Annotated in this window: 18 protein-coding genes; 11 read left to right on the top strand and 7 right to left on the bottom strand. The window is 74.4% G+C overall.

Annotation, left to right across the window (positions count from 1 at the left end):
* Positions 1-116: 116 nt before the first annotated feature.
* Together ABD284_RS19925 and ABD284_RS19920 are read left to right on the top strand one after the other, a co-directional pair.
* Positions 117-422 carry a GNAT family N-acetyltransferase gene (locus ABD284_RS19925; protein WP_344145959.1) on the top strand — a complete coding sequence of 102 codons (306 nt, stop codon included), beginning with the start codon at positions 117-119 and terminating at the stop codon, positions 420-422.
* A 114-nt stretch (positions 423-536) separates the two neighbouring features.
* The gene (locus tag ABD284_RS19920) at positions 537-1,145 is read left to right on the top strand and encodes a cysteine hydrolase family protein (protein ID WP_344145698.1); all 609 of its coding nucleotides are present in this window, start codon (positions 537-539) and stop codon (positions 1,143-1,145) included.
* Positions 1,146-1,261: 116 nt separating this feature from the next.
* Here the strand turns inward: ABD284_RS19920 and ABD284_RS19915 are convergent, their stop codons facing one another.
* The gene (locus ABD284_RS19915; protein ID WP_344145695.1) at positions 1,262-1,945 is read right to left on the bottom strand and encodes an HAD family hydrolase; all 684 of its coding nucleotides are present in this window, start codon (positions 1,943-1,945) and stop codon (positions 1,262-1,264) included.
* Positions 1,946-2,429: 484 nt separating this feature from the next.
* Between ABD284_RS19915 and ABD284_RS19910 the strand changes: the two genes are divergently transcribed.
* Complete coding sequence (locus tag ABD284_RS19910) at positions 2,430-2,762, top strand: histone-like nucleoid-structuring protein Lsr2 (protein ID WP_344145692.1); 333 nt, start codon at positions 2,430-2,432, stop codon at positions 2,760-2,762.
* Between the two features lie 87 nt (positions 2,763-2,849).
* On the opposite strand, the gene ABD284_RS19905 is transcribed toward ABD284_RS19910, so the two are convergent.
* The gene (locus ABD284_RS19905; RefSeq protein ID WP_344145689.1) at positions 2,850-3,680 is read right to left on the bottom strand and encodes an SAM-dependent methyltransferase; all 831 of its coding nucleotides are present in this window, start codon (positions 3,678-3,680) and stop codon (positions 2,850-2,852) included.
* A 403-nt stretch (positions 3,681-4,083) separates the two neighbouring features.
* Here ABD284_RS19905 and ABD284_RS19900 point away from each other — a divergent pair, with 403 nt between their 5' ends.
* Entirely contained in the window at positions 4,084-7,140 is a 3,057-nt protein-coding gene (locus ABD284_RS19900; protein WP_344145686.1) for an NB-ARC domain-containing protein, read from the top strand.
* 33 nt (positions 7,141-7,173) lie between these two features.
* On the opposite strand, the gene map is transcribed toward ABD284_RS19900, so the two are convergent.
* Positions 7,174-7,956 carry a type I methionyl aminopeptidase gene (gene map / locus ABD284_RS19895; RefSeq protein WP_344145683.1) on the bottom strand — a complete coding sequence of 261 codons (783 nt, stop codon included), beginning with the start codon at positions 7,954-7,956 and terminating at the stop codon, positions 7,174-7,176.
* 66 nt (positions 7,957-8,022) lie between these two features.
* Here map and ABD284_RS19890 point away from each other — a divergent pair, with 66 nt between their 5' ends.
* Positions 8,023-8,316 carry a helix-turn-helix domain-containing protein gene (locus ABD284_RS19890; protein WP_344145680.1) on the top strand — a complete coding sequence of 98 codons (294 nt, stop codon included), beginning with the start codon at positions 8,023-8,025 and terminating at the stop codon, positions 8,314-8,316.
* A 118-nt stretch (positions 8,317-8,434) separates the two neighbouring features.
* Here ABD284_RS19890 and ABD284_RS19885 read toward each other — a convergent pair whose 3' ends face one another.
* Positions 8,435-9,412, bottom strand: a complete 978-nt coding sequence (locus ABD284_RS19885) for a diacylglycerol/lipid kinase family protein (protein WP_344145677.1) — start codon at positions 9,410-9,412, stop codon at positions 8,435-8,437.
* A gap of 110 nt (positions 9,413-9,522) precedes the next feature.
* Here ABD284_RS19885 and ABD284_RS19880 point away from each other — a divergent pair, with 110 nt between their 5' ends.
* Positions 9,523-10,068, top strand: a complete 546-nt coding sequence (locus tag ABD284_RS19880) for a hypothetical protein (RefSeq protein ID WP_344145674.1) — start codon at positions 9,523-9,525, stop codon at positions 10,066-10,068.
* Positions 10,069-10,179: 111 nt separating this feature from the next.
* Here ABD284_RS19880 and ABD284_RS19875 read toward each other — a convergent pair whose 3' ends face one another.
* Positions 10,180-10,542, bottom strand: coding sequence for a hypothetical protein (locus ABD284_RS19875; RefSeq protein WP_344145671.1), 363 nt, complete (start codon positions 10,540-10,542; stop codon positions 10,180-10,182).
* A gap of 225 nt (positions 10,543-10,767) precedes the next feature.
* Between ABD284_RS19875 and ABD284_RS19870 the strand changes: the two genes are divergently transcribed.
* From ABD284_RS19870 to ABD284_RS19855, 4 genes are read left to right on the top strand one after another with little or no spacing between them, the layout of a single operon-like run.
* Positions 10,768-12,066 carry an extracellular solute-binding protein gene (locus ABD284_RS19870; RefSeq protein ID WP_344145668.1) on the top strand — a complete coding sequence of 433 codons (1,299 nt, stop codon included), beginning with the start codon at positions 10,768-10,770 and terminating at the stop codon, positions 12,064-12,066.
* A 10-nt stretch (positions 12,067-12,076) separates the two neighbouring features.
* Positions 12,077-13,027 carry a carbohydrate ABC transporter permease gene (locus ABD284_RS19865; RefSeq protein WP_344145665.1) on the top strand — a complete coding sequence of 317 codons (951 nt, stop codon included), beginning with the start codon at positions 12,077-12,079 and terminating at the stop codon, positions 13,025-13,027.
* A complete protein-coding gene (locus ABD284_RS19860; RefSeq protein ID WP_344145662.1) occupies positions 13,027-13,863 on the top strand; it encodes a carbohydrate ABC transporter permease in 837 nt (278 codons plus the stop codon). Before ABD284_RS19865 ends, ABD284_RS19860 begins: the two co-directional genes overlap by 1 nt.
* Positions 13,860-14,660: an IclR family transcriptional regulator gene (locus tag ABD284_RS19855; protein ID WP_344145658.1), complete on the top strand. Its 801-nt coding sequence runs from the start codon at positions 13,860-13,862 to the stop codon at positions 14,658-14,660. Before ABD284_RS19860 ends, ABD284_RS19855 begins: the two co-directional genes overlap by 4 nt.
* Here the strand turns inward: ABD284_RS19855 and ABD284_RS19850 are convergent.
* Both ABD284_RS19850 and ABD284_RS19845 read right to left on the bottom strand, forming a co-directional pair.
* Positions 14,648-15,112: a YbhB/YbcL family Raf kinase inhibitor-like protein gene (locus tag ABD284_RS19850; protein ID WP_344145655.1), complete on the bottom strand. Its 465-nt coding sequence runs from the start codon at positions 15,110-15,112 to the stop codon at positions 14,648-14,650. The genes ABD284_RS19855 and ABD284_RS19850 overlap by 13 nt on opposite strands.
* 163 nt (positions 15,113-15,275) lie before the next feature.
* Positions 15,276-15,521 (bottom strand): hypothetical protein, encoded by a 246-nt coding sequence (locus ABD284_RS19845; RefSeq protein WP_344145653.1) that lies wholly within the window; start codon positions 15,519-15,521, stop codon positions 15,276-15,278.
* 249 nt (positions 15,522-15,770) lie between these two features.
* On the opposite strand from ABD284_RS19845, the gene ABD284_RS19840 reads away from it, so the two are divergent.
* A complete protein-coding gene (locus ABD284_RS19840) occupies positions 15,771-16,808 on the top strand; it encodes an NAD-dependent epimerase/dehydratase family protein (protein ID WP_344145651.1) in 1,038 nt (345 codons plus the stop codon).
* Positions 16,809-16,889 lie beyond the last annotated feature (81 nt).

Raw genomic sequence — 16,889 nt, 5'->3', positions numbered from 1 at the left:
AGGAGGCCGCCCGGCTGCGGACGCGCGGGTGGCGGCACGGCCCGCAGGGACCGGACCGGTGCCTGCGGGCCGTACACCCGCGAACCGGACCCAGGCACGCAAAAGGAGCCAGAACCGTGGATATCCAGGTCGTCGACGCACCCGAGAAGAAGCGCTACGAGGCCCGCACCGGCGAGGCCGTCGCGGGCTTCGCCGAGTACCGGCTCACCGACGAGCTCGCCGTGTTCACCCATACCGAGGTCGACTCGGCCTACGAGGGCCAGGGCGTGGGCGGCGCGCTCGTCCGCGGCGCCCTCGACGACGTGCGCCGGCGCGGGCTCGCGGTGCTGCCGGTGTGCCCCTTCGTGAAGAGCTGGATCCAGCGCCACCCCGACTACGCCGACCTCGTGTACCAGAACAGGCCGGGCACCGGCGCCGACTGACGGCTGCGGCGCCGCAGGAGCCGTCGCCGCCGCCCGTGCCGACCGCGCGGGCGGCGGCCGCGAAGTCCCGGGGCGGCGATCCGCCCTCCGCGGGCGCCTGGCAGGATCGTCACCATGGCACCGAGACTGGCAGCGGAACGGACCGTCGTTCTGGCCCTGCACTGGCAGGTCAACGTGATCCGCCCCGAAGGGTTCTTCGGCGGCATGCTCAGTGAGCCCGTACGCTCCAGCGGCGTCGTCGAGCGGGCGTCGCGCTTCCACGCCGCCGCCCGCGCGGCCGGCGTGCCGGTGGTGTTCACCCGGTTCACCGTCCCCGAGGACGAGGGCGACCTGGTCCGCAACACCGCCTTCATGGCCGCCGTCGGCGACGCCCAGGAGAGCTTCCGCCCCGATGCTCCCGGGAGCGCGATCATCAAGGAGATGGCCGACCTCGGCGAGCGGGATCTCGTCGTCGACAACCAGCGGCTGTCCGGCCTCTCCGGCGGCCTTCCCCTGCGGCTGGCCGAGCTCGGCGCCGACACCCTGCTGCTGACCGGCGTGGCCACCGACCTCACCGTCGAGCAGACCGCCCGCCACGGAACCGAGCTCGGCTTCACTGTCCACCCGGTGTCGGACTGCGTCACCGCGGCCGACCCTGCCGCGCACCGGGCGTCCCTGGCCGCTCTGGACCTGGCCACCGCCGGCTGCCTGACGGCTCAGGAGGTCCTCGACCGGCTCGGCTGACGGGCGGCGCGTGCGGGACGCGGCCTCCCGGTCCCGGGCGCCCCTCCTCCGCCCCTCCCGCGAGGGGGCGCCGGCCGGAACCGGCCGCGCCGCGGCGCCGGCGTCGGTGCGGCCGCTCAGGCGGGCCCGCCGGCCTCCACCGCCAGGACCTCCGCCAGGGCGGCCAGTTCGACCCGGCCGGGCGTGCGGGCCGCCGCCAGCGCGCCCGGCGCCAGCAGCACCCGGCAGCCCGCCTTCTCGGCGGCCAGTGCGCCGCTGGGGGAGTCCTCCACCGCCCACGACTCGTGCGGCTCCACGCCCAGCATCCGGGCGGCCAGCAGGTAGGGCTCGGGATCGGGCTTGCGCCGGTCGACGTCCTCGGCGGTCACCACCGCGTCGAAGGCGCCCGTGCCCAGTGCGGCGAGCGAGATCTCGGCGACCCGCCGCGGCGACGAGGTGACCAGCGCGAGCGGTACCCCCGCGGAGCGCAGCCCCCGCACCGCCTCCAGCGCTCCCTCCAGAACAGGCACCCGCGCCTCCAGCTGCCCGGCCACCCGGGCCACGATCCGCTCGCGCATCGCCTCCAGCTCGGCTTCGGTGGCGTCGGTGCCGGTGTGGCGGGCCAGCAGGCGCATGGTCGTCCGGTCGTCGGTGCCGGTGATGTCCTCACGCACCTCCGGTGTCAGCGGCCGGCCAAGATCCGCGGCCACCTCGTCCAGGGCCACACCCCACAGCGGCTCGGAGTCCACCAGGGTGCCGTCCATGTCCCACAGCACCGCCCGGGGCCGCGGGGCACCGGTCAGCTCGGACGTCAACGCCATGCCTCTCCCATCATCACACCGCTTGCGTCAGCGGTCCTGTGCCCGGCGCCGGCGCGGCCGCGCCCGGGTCGTCCATCAGCATCGCAGGCGCCGTCGCGCGCCCGGCGGCCGCCTGCGGCCGCGCAGCGGCCGAGCCCGGCGGTGGAGTCGGCCCCTCGGCGAACCCCTCCCGTCCGCGGTACCGGCCGCGCTCCGCCGCGTCGCCGACCTGTCAGGATATGCCCGCTCCTCGGCCGCGACGCGGCGGTGTGACGAAGTCCGCACCCGGAGGGGGCCGCGGAGGGTGCCTCGGCCCCTCTCGCGGTGCGGCGCCCGGCGCCGCGCGCCGCCGTCGGGGAATACCCGAAAAGCGAGGGGGAAACAAAGGTAAAGTTCTCCCCCTGTTTGGATTTTCCGCCGTTATTTCCTATAGTGGCTACAGACGACTAGCGGCCACAGACGACGCGAATCCGACGGCGCTGATTGAGAAGATCGAGGTAACGGCATGTCTCGGAAGGTTGAGGTTCTGCTCGTCGATGACATGGACGGCGGTACCGCCGACGAGTCGGTCGAGTTCGGCATCGACGGGAAGAGCTACCGGATCGATCTCAGTTCCGGCAACGCGAAAAAGCTTCGCGAGGTTCTGGCACCGTATTTGCAGGGGGCGCGCAAGCACGCGCAGGCCGGCCGCCGCGGGCCGGGGCGCAAGAAAGCCGCAGGCGGCGGTCGCCGCGCCGCGGAGATCCGGTCCTGGGCCAAGCAGGCCGGCAAGTCGGTAAACGACCGCGGGCGCATTCCCGCCGAGATCGTCGCCGAATACGAGGCCGCTCACCGCTGAGGCCGAATGCACGGGCGCCTACCGAGCGAACGGGCGCGATGACACGAAGTCTTCGGAGGCGGGCCGGCGGCCCGCCTCCCTATCGATTCACTTCTTCTTGAGCGCGATTCCGGCCATCCCCAGCTGCTCTCCGGGGGCGAGGTTGTTGGCGTCGACGAGGTTGTCGGGGCGCCAGAGGGCGGTGTAGGTGAGGCCCGGTTCGATGAGTTCGAAATCGCCGAAGTGGTACTCGATGTCCTCGGGCGTCCGCGCCCAGCCCTCCTCCAGGTTCTCCCGGGTGATGCGGGCCAGCTCCTGCTGCGCCGGCAGCCCGGTGTCCACCAGCGACGTCACGAACAGGTAGCTCCCCGGCGCGAGCGCGTCGCGATAGGCGCTGACCACCTCGTCGGCGACCTCGGGGGAGAGGTAGTGCAGCATCCCCACCAGCATCAGCGCGATCGGGCGGTCGAAGTCCAGGAGTGCACGCGCCTCGGGGCGGCTCAGCACCTCCGCGGGGTCGCGCACGTCGCCGGTGAAGACCCGCGTCCGGTCGTTCTCGGCGAGGATCGCCTGCCCGTGCACCGTGACCAGCGGGTCGATGTCGACGTAGACGACCCGCGCCGCCGGATTGTGCGCCTGGGCCACCTCGTGGGTGTTCTGCACGGTGGGCAGGCCGCTGCCGAGGTCGAGGAACTGGTCGACGCCCACCTCGGCCGCCAGGTGGCGCACCCCGCGCACCAGCACCCTGCGGTTCTCCCGGGCCGACTCCTTGAGCCCCGGGATGTTCTCGGTGGCGAACTCGGCCAGCGCCCGGTCGGCGGCGTAGTTGTCCTTGCCCCCGAGTAGTGCGTCGTAGGCGCGCGCGATGGTCGGCTTGCTGAAGTCCATGCTCGGGGGCGGCCACTGGGCGTCCGGCCGGCCTTCGCTGCCCTCGGTCATGATCGGAGTCCTCTTCGGGCCTAGGGGGAAGAATTCCGATCATCGTAGGCCAATCCGTCGCGGATCCGCGCGGACGGCGGACCTTGCGCCACGGCCTCCGGGCGCGCCCGCCCGGCGCGGCGCCGCTCGGACGGGCCGCGGCGGGCGCGGCGGCGGGAGTGCGGGCGGGAGGTCGTCGCCGGGGGCGGCGGCCCGTCGGCCGCGCTGCCGAGGGGCGGCGGTGCCGGTTCCGCGCCGCCGCCCGGAGTGAAGTGTCGGTGAACTCCGATCCGCGGTGGCGCCCGCGGCTGGACACGCGTCGCCGGGGAACCAAGACTTGGGTTCCCCGCCGACGAGGCGCCCTCTGCCCCGGGAATGCGCCGCCGCCTCCGACAAAAAGTGAACAAGGAGCACGAAGCCCCCGATGTCGGACAGAACGCGGGCGGACCCCGCCGCCCGCCACCGCACGCGTTGGTGGCTGGTCCTCCTGCTGATCGCCATCGGCGGCTGCGCCGGCGCCCTGGCCGTCCTCGGCGACGTGTTCCCCCAGGCTCCCGCCGTCGCCATCATCGGCGCCGGTTCCGCCGCGGGCGCGCTGGGCGCCGCCGGCGAGCTCGTCCGCCGGCTGTCGAAGCAGGAGGAACCGCCCCACGCGTCGGCCGCCCGTGCCCCCCGGGCGATGGACGTGGACTCCCGCAGCCCCCTGTTCGTCGGACGCGAGGAGGACGCCCGCCGGATCCTGGCCGAGCTCGCCCCGCTGACCGGGCGAGGCGCGGGACGCGGGCGCCGGGCGCGGCGGGGCTCCGGCCGCTGCGAGGCGGCGGGGCCGCTGGTCGTGGCCGTCACCGGTGAGCCGGGGATCGGCAAGTCCGAACTGGCGACCCAGATCGCCTACGAGGTCCAGGACGCGTTCCCCCACGGCATCCTGCGGCGCGAGCTGTTCGGCGCGCCCGTGGGCGCCACGCGCGCGCCGCGCCGGCCCCAGAAGGTTCTGACCGGGCTGCTGCGCGCCATCGGCGCCGCGCCGCAGCGCGACGACATCGGCCTCGAGTCGCTGAGCCAGCTCTTCAAGACCCGCACCGAGAGGCTCCGGCTGCTGCTGATCCTCGACGACGCCCGCGACTTCGAGCAGGTGAAGCCGCTGCTACCGGGCGGCGACGGCTGCGCGGTGCTGATCACCAGCACCGACACCCTGCGCGACGCGCCGATGTACGTGCACCGCCATCCGCTCGGCCCGCTGGGGCCCGAGGCGAGTGAGGAGCTGCTGAGGCGGCCCGCCGGCGCCGACGCCCCGGAGCCGGTCCCCAGCGCGCCGGGCGACCTGGCCGCGATCGCCCGCGAGTGCGGGGGCCGCCCGCTCTCCCTCGCGCTGTGCCGGGGCGCGCTGCGCAACGGGGTCAGCACGCGGCAGCTGCTGGAGGAGCTGCGCCGCGACGACGGGGAGCAGCTGTTCAGCGACCACGGCGTCGCCGCGGCGTTTCGCCTGCTGCTGCGGGAGCGGCCCGAGGACGAGCGGCTGTTGCTGTTCCGCCTGACGCAGACCGGGCTGACCTCCATCGCGCCGTGGGCGGCCGCCGCCTTGACGGGCAAGCCCGAGCCCGGTGCCACCGCGCTGCTGGAGGCCCTGTGCAACCGCCACCTGCTGCGCCGCGCGCACCGGGAGGGCGGCCCCTCGCTGCGCTACCGCCCCGTCAAGGAGCTCACCTCGATCCTGCGCAGCAGCGCCGCGCGCGAGTTGGGGGTGGCCTGGCCCGAGCGCGTCCGGTGGAGCCACCGGCGCACGGTCCGCGCCGTCGACCGGCTGCTCGCCGCCTATGCGCGGTTCGCCGAGGACACCGCGATCGACCGCTCGCCGCCGGAGTGGGGTTTCACCGAAAGCGCGCGCCCCGCGGTCCCCGAGCCCGATCCGGTGCCCCGGCTGCGCGAGGACCGGACCCCGGCCGAGTGGTTCGCCGAGGAGCGCCAGCAGATCCAGCTCTGCCTGCAGCTGGAGCACAGCGGCGCGCCGCTGGCCGTCGAGTGGCGGCTGCAGCGGGCCCTGGCCGCCCACTGCCGCGCCGGGCGGGTCTACTGGGCCGACTGGCGCGCCGCGCTGGAGCGCGCGACGCAGCTGGCGCTGCGGATGAACGACCGGCACGCCTACGGGACCGCCCTGCTGGAGCGCGCGGAGCTCGCCGGCAACGAGGGCCACCACGTCAGGGCCGTCGAGCTGGCCGCCGAGGCGCGCGCGATGCTCGCCGGCGGCGACGAGCGGTGGGAGGCGCGCGCGGCGCGCGCGATCGGGGTCAACCGCTACCGGCTGGGCCACCGGGACGACGGCGAGCGCGACCTGCGCGCCGCCGAGGCGGTCTTCGAGCGCAGGGGCGACCGCTGGTGGCTCGCGCGCACCCGCTGCAACCTCGGCGAGCTGGAGCGCTTCCGCGGCGACTACGAGCGCGCGCACGCGCTCCTCGCCGGCGCCAGGGCCGACTTCGCCGCCCTCGGCGACGCCGAGCAGACCGCCAAGGCCGGGCTGCTCCTCGGCGAGGTGCTGGGCCACATGGGGCGCGAGCTGGAGGCGTGGCTGACCCTGCGGGGCGTCCGCGCCGCACTGGAGGACCTCGGCGGCGGCTCCTGGTACCGGGCGCGCTGCCTGCGTGCCATGGGGCGGCTGGACGTGGCGAAGCTGTGGAGGCAGTACGACGAGTGCGACCTCGTGCTCTCACCCGAGCAGGAGAAGGAGCGCGAGCGGCGCCTGCGGGACTTCGTCTACCGGGGGACGCTGGGCACGTTCGGCGACGAGGAGCGGGTGGCCGGGCTCGTGGACGCGTGGCGCCGCAGGCACAGAGAGCGGGTGCGCACCCTCCTCGGCGAGGACCACGCGCGCGAGTGCACCGGCGGGTGGGACGACGCCGCCCTGCCGCACTGGTCCGGCGACGGGGCGCGGCGGCTGCGCGCCGACCGCGGCGAGTGGACCGCCGAGGCGAGCGTCGGCGGCGTCGAGGAGGCGCGCAGGCTCCTGGTGGAGGCCGGCGACGAGTGGGGCGGGTACCGCACCCTGCTGATCCTGGGCGAACTGCGGTTGCGCACCGACGTGCGGGCGGGTCTGCACGACATGGAGGAGGCGGCCGCGGGGTTCGAGCGGCTCGGCCACCGGTGGTGGCACGCGCGCGCCCTGCGCCACGCCGCCGACGCGCTGTACCGCCGCCGGCACTACCGCGAGGCCGAGGAGAAGGCGCGGGCGGCGGTGCTGGTCTACCGCGGGCTGAGCAACCTGTCGGGGCGGCTGCGCGCCCAGGTGCCGCTGGGCTACGCGCTCTCGGCGCTGGGGGAGAACCGGGCGGCCATGGAGGTGCTGGAGGAGGCCAGGGCCGACGCCCTGCGCGGCCGGGAGGAGGGGATCGTCCCCGACGCGCTGCTGGAGGAGGTCGAGAACGCCTACGACCGCGTCGTCGGCGCGGACTTTCCCCGCCGCTTCGCCGGCACCCGCTCCGCGGCGTAGACGTGCGTCCGGGCTCCCGGCGCCTGGAGTGCCTCACGGCCGCGCCCGTTCCGGCGAGGTGAGGATCTCGGCTCCGCCGCCGGTGACGGCGATCGTGTGCTCGCTGTGCGCCGTCCGGCAGCCGGTCGCGCTCCGCAGCGTCCACCCGTCGGCATCGGTGACGAGCTCGGCGGTGTCCGCCATGACCCACGGCTCCAGCGCCAGCAGGAGCCCGGGGCGCAGCCGGTGTCCGCGGCCGGGCCGCCCGGTGTTCGGGACGTGCGGGTCCTGGTGCATCGTCGATCCGATGCCATGGCCTCCGAACTCGGTGTTGATCCCGTACCCCGCCTCGCTGAGGACCGTGCCGATGGCATGGGAGACGTCGCCGATGCGGGCCCCGGGTCCGGCGGCGGCGATCCCCGCGGCCAGCGCGCGCTCGGTCGCGCTGATCATCGCGACGCTCTCCGGCGGCTTCGCGTCGCCCACGATGAAGCTGATGGCGGCGTCCGCGGCGACTCCGCCCTTGGAGACGGCGAGGTCGAGTGTCAGCAGGTCGCCGTCGGCCAGCGTGTAGTCGTAGGGCCGTCCGTGGAGGACGGCGTCGTTGACGCCGGTGCAGATGTAGTGGCCGAACGGGCCGAGCCCGAAGGACGGCTCGTAGTCGACGTAGCAGGACAGCGCTCCGGCGTCGACGATCATGGTCTGGGCCCACCGGTCGATGTCCAGCAGGTTCGTGCCGACCGTGCTGCGCCTCTTCAGCGCCTGCAGGATGTCGGCGACCACGGCGCCGGTGTCCTCGGCTCGGGCCAGCTCGGCGGGGGTCAGGATCTCGATCACGCGGCGCCCTTCTCCTGCATCCAATAACTATCCCGGCCATATTATCCCGGTACTAGAATCGGAGCCATGGTCAGGTTGCCGCTCACCGCTGCCGAGGTCGAGCGCGGACAGCGCCTCGGCGCCCTCCTGCGTCGGGCCAGGGGGGCGCGCCCGATGCTCGATACCGCGCTCGATGCCCGTGTCTCACCGGAGACCCTTCGCAAGATCGAGTCCGGTCGCGTAGCCACGCCCGCGTTCCCGACCATCGCGGCGATCGCCGACGTCCTCGGCCTCTCCCTCGACGAGGTGTGGGCCGAGATCAACCGGACTGACGCCGGGGCCGACCACGCGACGACGGTCGCATCGCACGCGCGCGGTTGACCCCGTGAATCCCGGGACCGCGGCGCGGCTGCGGGCGCCGGCGGCAGAGCCCGCGGTGCGGTGCCCGGCCGGTCCGGCCCCCGGGCCCGGCCTGCGCGAAGGCGGCGGCGCGTTCCGGCTACGCCGGGCCGTCCTCCTCGGGCGGGACCAGGAACCGCCAGGCGGCGGGCAGGACGCGCCAGGTGCGGCCGGTGACGTTCTCCTTGAGCTCGCCGTCGGCGCTGGCCGCGCACCGCTCGCCGGTGACGGTGACCTGGTGGACGCGGCGGTGGTGCACGTCCACCTCCAGCGGATGGGTGCCGCGGTGCAGGCGCACGGCGTGCACGGCGCGCTTGGTGAAGCCGCGCGACCGCGAGACCACCAGGTGGAGCAGGCCGTCGTCCAGTAGCGCGTCGGGCGCCAGCCTTCCCGTTCCGCCTCCGATGTAGCGGCCGTTGGACAGGCCGACCATCAGCGCCTTGTGGTCGGTGTCGATCAGGACCTCGCCGTCGGCCACGACCCGCAGCCGGTAGCCGCGCGCCGCCAGGCCGGCGATCACCCCGCCCACCGGGAAGCTCGCCGGTCCCAGCAGCCGCTTCCACCGCGACGCGGCGCGCGTGCTCTCGGCGCCGACGCCCAGGTGCACCGCGTTCACGGTGACCTCGCCGGCGTTGTCGACGATCAGGTCGAGGGGCCGCTCGGTGGCGGCGCGCAGGGCCGCCGCCGCGGCGAAAGGCTCCAGGGGCATGCCCAGCGTGCGGGCGAAGTCGTTGCCGGTGCCCATCGGCAGCAGACCCACGGCGCGCTCGCCGAGCTCTCCGCGCCGGTGCAGCACGTTGGCGAGCGCGTGCAGGCTGCCGTCCCCGCCGGCGACCACGAGCGTGTCGTGTCCCTCGCAGGTGTCCAGCGCCTTGTCCAGATCGCCGGAGCCGGAGCAGAACGCCACGTCCGCCTCGGTCCCCAGCTCCGCGGCGACCTCGCGCAGCCGGTCGGCGTCGGCGCTGCCGGCCTCGGTGTTGGAGAGGATCAGAATGACGGTGCTCCATTCACTCGTCGCGCCCGCGGTCGAGGCGCCCCACGGCCCGAACCTAGCCGAAGAGGTGGGACGTTGCCCCACCGGGCATCCGCCGGGCGGCCGCGGCTCGCCGGGGCGGAGGGGCAGCGCAGGTCCGGCGGGGCGCGCGCTCCGGCCGCGGGCGCGCCGGCGCGCCCGCCCATAATGGCCCTATGACCGATCCCGTCCGGGCGCTGCCCGAGAGGCTCCCGGAATCCGTGGCCTCGAACGAACTCCGCGCGCTCGCGGCCGAGCACCGCGCCCGCTTTGTGCGTCCACTGGACATGCGGGAAGCCTCCGGGCACCTGGTGAAGGCGTATGCGATCGAAGCGCCCGGGCGCGCTGTCTCCGAGCGCGAGGAGCGCGCCGCGCTGGAGCTGGCGGCGGGCCATCTGGCGTCGGGCCGCGCCCGCGGCTCCCTGGGGCTCGCCGTGCTGCTCGTGCACGCGGGCGGCGACGGCGACTACGTCCTCGTCCACACCTGGATCGAAGGCTACATGTCCGACCTGGCTGTGTTCGCGGGCCCGCCCGGCGCACCGGACGGGCTGCGGCCCGGGCGGCAGGGACTCGCCCCCTGCGTGTGGGAGCAGGCCGTGCTGGCACACGAGCGCGACGCCTTCAGCACGCACGTGCTCGGCGGGGACGGTGACGGGGACGGGGACGTCGAGCGGCGGCTGGCGGCGTGGGGCGGCGACGTCCTGCGGGGAGCCGTCCGCTGAGAGGCAGGCCGCCGCGCCGCGGGGGAAGGCGGCGGCGCTGGCCTCCGGCGTCCGGCGGAGGGCAGCGCCGCCGGACGCGCAGCACCCGCGGGAGCAAGACCGCGCCGTCCGTCACCCGCAGCGCGGGCGGCAGCAGGTCCTCGTAGGGGTGCCGATTGGCCAGCGCTCGCGGGCGTCGGTGCGGTCCTCGGCCCGGGCGAGCATGCGGGCGCCGACCGCGTCGAACTGGCCGACCGCGTCGACCGCGTCGACCGCGTCGAACCCGTCGGCCGCGGGCGGCGCGTACGGCGAGAACGCCGGGTCGACGTGGGCGACGCCGCCGGTCACCTCGCCTTCGGCGTCCACGCCCGGGTAGCCGTCGTGCTTGCGGACGAACCCGTCCCGGTCGGCCCGCCGGGCGGCTGCGGCGAGTATGCCTCCGCGGCCGCGGCCAGCCGGGCCGCCGCAGGACCGGAGTCGGCCGATGCCGGACACGGCATCCGTCCGTCCGGCGGACGGGCACCGGCGCGACCTGGGCGGGCCGGGAGCGTGGCGCATAGGCGCCCGCCCGTTGTGCTCTGCACAACCTTGGTCCGCCTCTCTTCAGCCCGCCCCGGTGGCCTGCCTAGGTTCTGGTGATCAACGGTCCAGTCCGGTATAGACCGCGACGGGCCATCCCCTGCCCCCGTCCGCCGCCCGCCCCCAGGCGAAGGAGTTGCCATGCGATACCGCCGCCCCATCCGCGCCGGAGCCCTGCTGGGGCTCGCCGTACTGCTGGCCGCGTGCGCCCCCGCCCAGACCGACAACGCCGGAACCGGCGAGGACAGCATGGAGGGGACCCTGCGGGTCTGGCTGTTCTCCGAGGTCGACCAGGAGCCCAAGGAGAAGGTCGTCGACGACGCCGTGGCGGAGTTCGAGGCCGCCCACGAGGGCGTGCAGGTCGAGATCCAGTACATCCCCGTCGACTCCCGCGCCGAACGCTTCCAGGGCGCCTTCAACGACCCCTCCTCGGCCCCCGACGTCGCCGAGTACGGCAACACCGACCTGGCCGGCTACGTCGAGGCCGGCGGGTTCGCCGACATCTCCGAGGAGCTCGCCGGCTGGAAGCCCGGCGAGCAGATGTCCGACGACGTCGCCGCCACCGCCCGGGTGGACGGCGGCACCTACGGCGTGCCGTGGTTCCTCGGCGTGCGCGCCCTGTTCTACCGCACCGACGTGTTCGAGGACCTGGGCATCGACACCCCGCGCACCCTGGAGGAGGTCGTCGAGGCCGGGCGCACGGTGCGCAAGGAGAAGCCCGACATGCTCGGCCTCTCCAGCGGCGGCGCCTACACCTACGGCTTCCTGCCCTTCATCTGGGCACACGGCGGCGACATCGCCGTGAAGGAGGGCGGCTCCTACACCGCCGCCGTCGAATCCGCCGAGGCCAAGGCCGGGCTGGAGCTGTACTCCCAGGTGCTGTCGAAGGACGTCTGCCCGCCGCAGACCTGCGCCCAGATGACCGGCAACGAGAGCGTGCAGAATTTCATCGCCGGCAAGGCGGCCATGACCATCGGCGGCAACTTCAACCTCAACGCGGTCGAGGCCGCCGACGTCGCCGACGACACCGCCGTCATCCCGCTGCCGGGCACCGAGCCCGGCTCAGTCGCGCCCGCCTTCGCCGGCGGCAACAACCTCGGTGTGCTCTCCGGCACCGACCACCACACGCTGTCGGTGGAGTTCGTGCAGCTCCTCGCCGGCAAGAAGTACCAGCAGCGGATGTACGAGGCGATGGGCAACCTGCCCACGCTCGGCGGAGTGCAGAGCGACGTCGCCGCGTCCGACGCGGACATCGCGCCCTTCGTGGAGACGCTGGAGTCGGGCACCCGCTTCGTCCCCGTCACCGGCGCCTGGGCGAGCATCGACGCCGAAGGGGTGCTGCCCACCATGGTGCAGCGGGTCGCCTCCGGCGACGCGTCCGTCGACAAGGCCGCCGGCGACGCCGCCGCCTCGCTCGACGAGTCCTTCGGCGGGGAGTGACCGGAGCGCAATGTCCACCCCCGCACCGCCGCTCCGCGCGGTCGGGCGAGCATTCGCCCGGCTGCGCCGGAGCGGCCGCCTGGAGCCCTGGGTCTACCTGGCCCCCGCACTGGCCGTGCTGGGGGCCCTGCTGGTCTACCCGCTGTACCAGCTCGTGCTGGTCTCCTTCTACGACTACCGCCAGCCGCAGGTCACCGGGGCCGAGCCGCTGCGCTTCAGCGGCTGGGAGAACTACCGCACCCTGCTGGGCGACCCGCAGTTCTGGGAGGTGCTCGGCAACACGGTCGTGTTCGCCGGCGCCTGCGTGACGGGGACCATCGCCGTCGGCGGCTGCCTGGCCGTGCTGGCCACCCGGCTGTCGGCCTGGGTGCGCACCCTGCTCTTCCTCGTCGCACTGGGCGCCTGGGCCACCCCCGCGGTCACCGGGAGCGCCGTGTGGCTGTTCCTGTTCGACCCCTCGCTGGGGCCGGTCAACCAGGCCCTGGTCGGGATCGGTCTGACCGGCTTCGAGGGGCACTCCTGGACCTACACCAAATGGTCGGCCTTCGGCCTGGTGCTCAGCCAGGTGGTGTGGTGCTCCTTCCCCTTCGTCATGGTCACCCTCTACGCCGGGATCCGCGCGATCCCCGGCGAGGTGATCGAGGCGGCGCGGCTCGACGGCGCCTCGACCGGCCGCGTCGCGCTCAGCGTCATGCTTCCGATGCTGCGCCCGGCGATGGCGGTCGTGACCATCCAGTCGATCATCTGGGACTTCAAGATCTTCACGCAGATCTACATCATGACCGGAGGAGGCGGGATCGCCGGGCAGAACCTGGTGCTGAACGTGTACGCCTACCAGCAGGCCTTCGCCTCGGGCCAGTACGGACTGGGATCGGCGATCGGCGTGGTCACCACCGCCCTGCTGCTGGTGATCTCCCTCGTCTACCTGCGCGCCCTGCGCCGCCAAGGGGAGGTGCTGTGATGCTCCGCCGACTGCGGACCGACGCCGCGGGACTGGCGGTCGCCCTGGTGGTGGCGTTCCCGCTGTACTGGATGGTGCTGTCGGCGCTCAAACCCCGCGCCGACCTGGAGGCGGGCGACCCGGCCCCGTTCACCCTGACCCCCACCCTGGAGTCCTTCCGCCGCGTCCTGCTCGTGGAGGACTTCGGCCGCTACCTGCTCAACAGCCTCGGCGTGGCCGCCGCGGTGGTGGTGCTCTCGACGCTGTGCGCCTTCCTCGCCGCCGTCGCCCTGACCCGCTACAGGTTCCGCTCGCGCGCTACGCTGCTGGTCATGGTGCTCGTCGCGCAGATGGTACCGGTCGAGGCGCTGACCATCCCGCTGTTCTTCCTCATGCGCGGCATCGGGCAGTCCGTCCCGCAGCTGGGCCTCAACCACCTGGGGTCGCTCGTGCTCGTGCACACCGCCTTCGCCATCCCGCTGGCCGTCTGGATGCTGCGCGGCTTCGTCGCGGCGGTGCCCCGCGAGCTGGAGGAGGCGGCCTGGCTGGACGGGGCCGGCAGCTTCTCGTTCGTGCGCCGGGTGCTGTTTCCGCTGACCGCGCCGGGGGTGGTGGCCACCAGCATCTTCGCGTTCATCATGACCTGGAACGACTTCCTGTTTGCGACCACCTTCATCATCTCCGCGCAGGAGAACCAGACGCTGCCCGTGGCGCTGCTGTCGTTCTTCCGCCCCGACGAGAACGACTGGGGCGCCATCATGGCAGGCTCGGTCCTGATGACCCTGCCCGTCCTGGTGTTCTTCCTGTTCGTGCAGCGCCGCCTGGCCTCGGGACTGGGAGGTGCGGTGAAGGGGTGAACGCCGAGCCCGCGCCGAGGCGCAACGCCTCGGTCTCCCTGCGCCGCGCGCTGGCGATCGTGGAGTTCGTCCGCACGCTCCCCGCCGCCGGCGGCGGCGCCACCCTCACCCAGCTCGCCGAAGCCGTGGGCATCAACAAGAGCTCGGTGCTGCGCCTGGCGACCCCGCTGCAGGAGGCGGGTCTGCTGCACCGCGACAGCGCGACCGGGCGCTTCCGGCTGGGGCCGGGCGCCCTCGCGCTGTGGCAGGCCTACCTGGACCAGCTCGACCTGCGCTCGGTCGCCTCCGACCACCTGCGCGGGCTGATGCGCCGCACCGGCCACACCTGCCATCTGGTGCTGCCGGACGGGCACGACGTCGTCTACGCCGACAAGGTGGAGAACGCCACGACGGTGCGGATGGCCTCGCGCATCGGCGCCCGGATGCCCGCCTACTGCACGGCGGTGGGCAAGGCGATCCTCGCGCACTCCCCGGCCGACCTGGTCGCCGACGTCCTCGCCGGCGGCCTCGACCCGGTCACCGAGCACACCATCACCGACCCCGCGCTCTTCCACGAGGAGCTGCGCAGGGTCCGCGGGCGCGGCTACGCCATCGACGACCGCGAGAACGAGCCCGAGGTGCGCTGCGTGGCGGCGCCGGTATTCGACCACAACCGCGACCCGATCGCGGCGATCAGCGTATCCGCCCTGGTCAGCCGCCTTCCTCCGGCCCGGGTGCGCGAGCTGGGCCCTCAGGTCGCCGAGGTCGCCGCCCGCGTCTCCACCGAGCTCGGCGCACCGGCGGCTCAGGCCGAGTAGGTCCCGACGACGCGGTTCTGCTCGATGATGCTGCCGGCGTAGTCGGCCAGGAACTCCTCGCGGGAGGGCGCGCCGCTGACCCGGGTGCCGAGGGCGTAGACCCAGAAGTAGTAGTGGTGCGTCCCGTGCCCGGCGGGCGGGTTCGGGCCGTAGTAGGAGTGCCCGCCCGCGGAGTTGGGGCCCTCGCGCAGATCCGGCCCGCCCGCGCCCGGGGAGTCAAGGCGGGCGGTGGAGGGGCCGATGCCGTAGACCGTCCAGTGCGTGAAGCCGCGCGGCAGCGGCGCGTCGGGGTCGTGGCAGACGACGGCGAGCTCCGCGGCGCTGTCCGGCACCCCCGAGATCCGCAGGGTCGGCGCCGTGTTGCCGCCGGTCGCCGCGTGGTCGTGCGGGATGCGCTCGTCGGCGCCGAACTCGTCGGCCGTGATCGCGAGGTCGCGGATGCTCACCGCCATGGTCGCCTCCTGTGGTCCGCGGGCGCCGCCGCCGGTCGACCGCCGCCCACCCCGGCGACTATCCCCGCACCCGCAGCACCCAACATGCCTTCCGGGCATCGAAAAAGGCCCGGCAAGCCGGCGTCTGCGCAGTGCCGCGCGGCCGTTCGGCGACCGCGGTCCTTCACACTCGCACCACGGCGACCCGCTGTTCCTTGGAGCGCTCAGGTTCTTCGACGAGCCGCTCCAGGTCCTCCCGGTCACTCGTCAGCAGTACGACCGGGCGCGCCTGTCGGAGCGCGGTCACCGCGACTACGGCGATGGCGCAGCGGTGGCGGGACAGCCCGGTGCGGCCGAGCAGCTCACCGGCGGCGCGCGCGATCTCTCGGGTTACCGCAAGGACCGCGATCCGCGAGAGAACACGGTGCACGGTCGCATCATGCGCGTCGCCGCGGACGACCTCTGTCAAGGTCACCGCGCTGACCACCAGACGGGAGCCCCGGCGCTGGGCGGCTCCCGCGCTATGGCTGTTCACACCGATCGGCGTTCACCGGTTTCCGTGTTCTTGATCCCGCGGCTTCCCGCGCCCGCAGCACCCAGCATGCCCGGGCATCGGCGGAGGGGTGGTGAGGGAGTGGTCGTGTTACCGCGTGGGGGCGGGGGCGGATAGCTTGCCGGGATGCGCATACTCGTCACCGGCGGAGCCGGGTTCATCGGATCACACGTCGTCGCCGCGCTCGCGCGGGCCGGGCACGAGCCGGTCGTGCTGGACACGCGGCCGCCGCCGGAGCAGGCGGGCGAAGCCCACCGGTGTGACGTCCGCGACGCCGCGGGGGTGGAGGCGGCGCTGCGCGGCGTCGACGCGGTGTGCCACCAGGCGGCCATGGTGGGGCTGTCGCCGGACTTCGGCGACGCGCCCGACTACGTCGGCGTGAACGACCTGGGCACGGCGGTGCTGCTAGCGGCGATGGCTCGCGCCGGCACCGGACGCCTGGTGCTGGCCGGGTCGATGGTGGTCTATGGCGAGGGCCGCTACACCTGCCCCGAGCACGGCGACGTCAGCCCCGGGCCGCGCCGCCCCGCCGACCTGGACGCGGGGCGGTTCGAACCGCCGTGCCCGCGGTGCGGTGCCGCGCTGGAGCCCGGCACGGTCGGCGAGGACGCGCCCGCCGACCCGCGCAGCGTCTACGCCGCCACCAAGCTCGCCCAGGAGCACCTCGCCGCCGCGTGGGCCCGCTCGACCGGAGGGCGCGCCGTCTCGCTGCGCTACCACAACGTCTACGGGCCCGGCATGCCCCGCGACACCCCCTACGCCGGTGTGGCCTCCTTCTTCCGCTCGGCGCTGGCGCGCGGCGAGGCGCCCGCCGTCTTCGAGGACGGGCGCCAGCGGCGCGACTTCGTCCACGTGCGCGACATCGCGGGCGCCAACGCCGCCGCACTCGACGCCGTCGCCGACCGCGAGTCCGGCACCCTCAGGGCCTACAACGCCGGCAGCGGCACCCCGCACACCGTCGGCGAGATGGCCGAGGCGCTGGCCCGCGCGCACGGCGGGCCGTCCCCCCGCGTCACCGGCGAGTACCGCCTCGGCGACGTCCGCCACATCACCGCCTCCTCCCGCCGGCTCATGGACGAACTGGGCTGGCGCCCGCAGGTGGAGTTCGACGAGGGGATGGCGGAGTTCGCGGCGGCGCCCCTGCGCGGCGCCCCCGCCCGCTGACCCCGGACCGCGCCGCCTGCGCACCCTCGCCCGCGCCGCCCCGCCCGCCCGGCCCGCCCTGCGCGCCCGCCGCCGGGACCT

The sequence above is a fragment of the Streptomonospora arabica genome (assembly GCF_039531585.1).
Lineage (GTDB): Bacteria > Actinomycetota > Actinomycetes > Streptosporangiales > Streptosporangiaceae > Streptomonospora > Streptomonospora halophila.
This window is presented reverse-complemented; position numbering and strand designations above follow the sequence as displayed.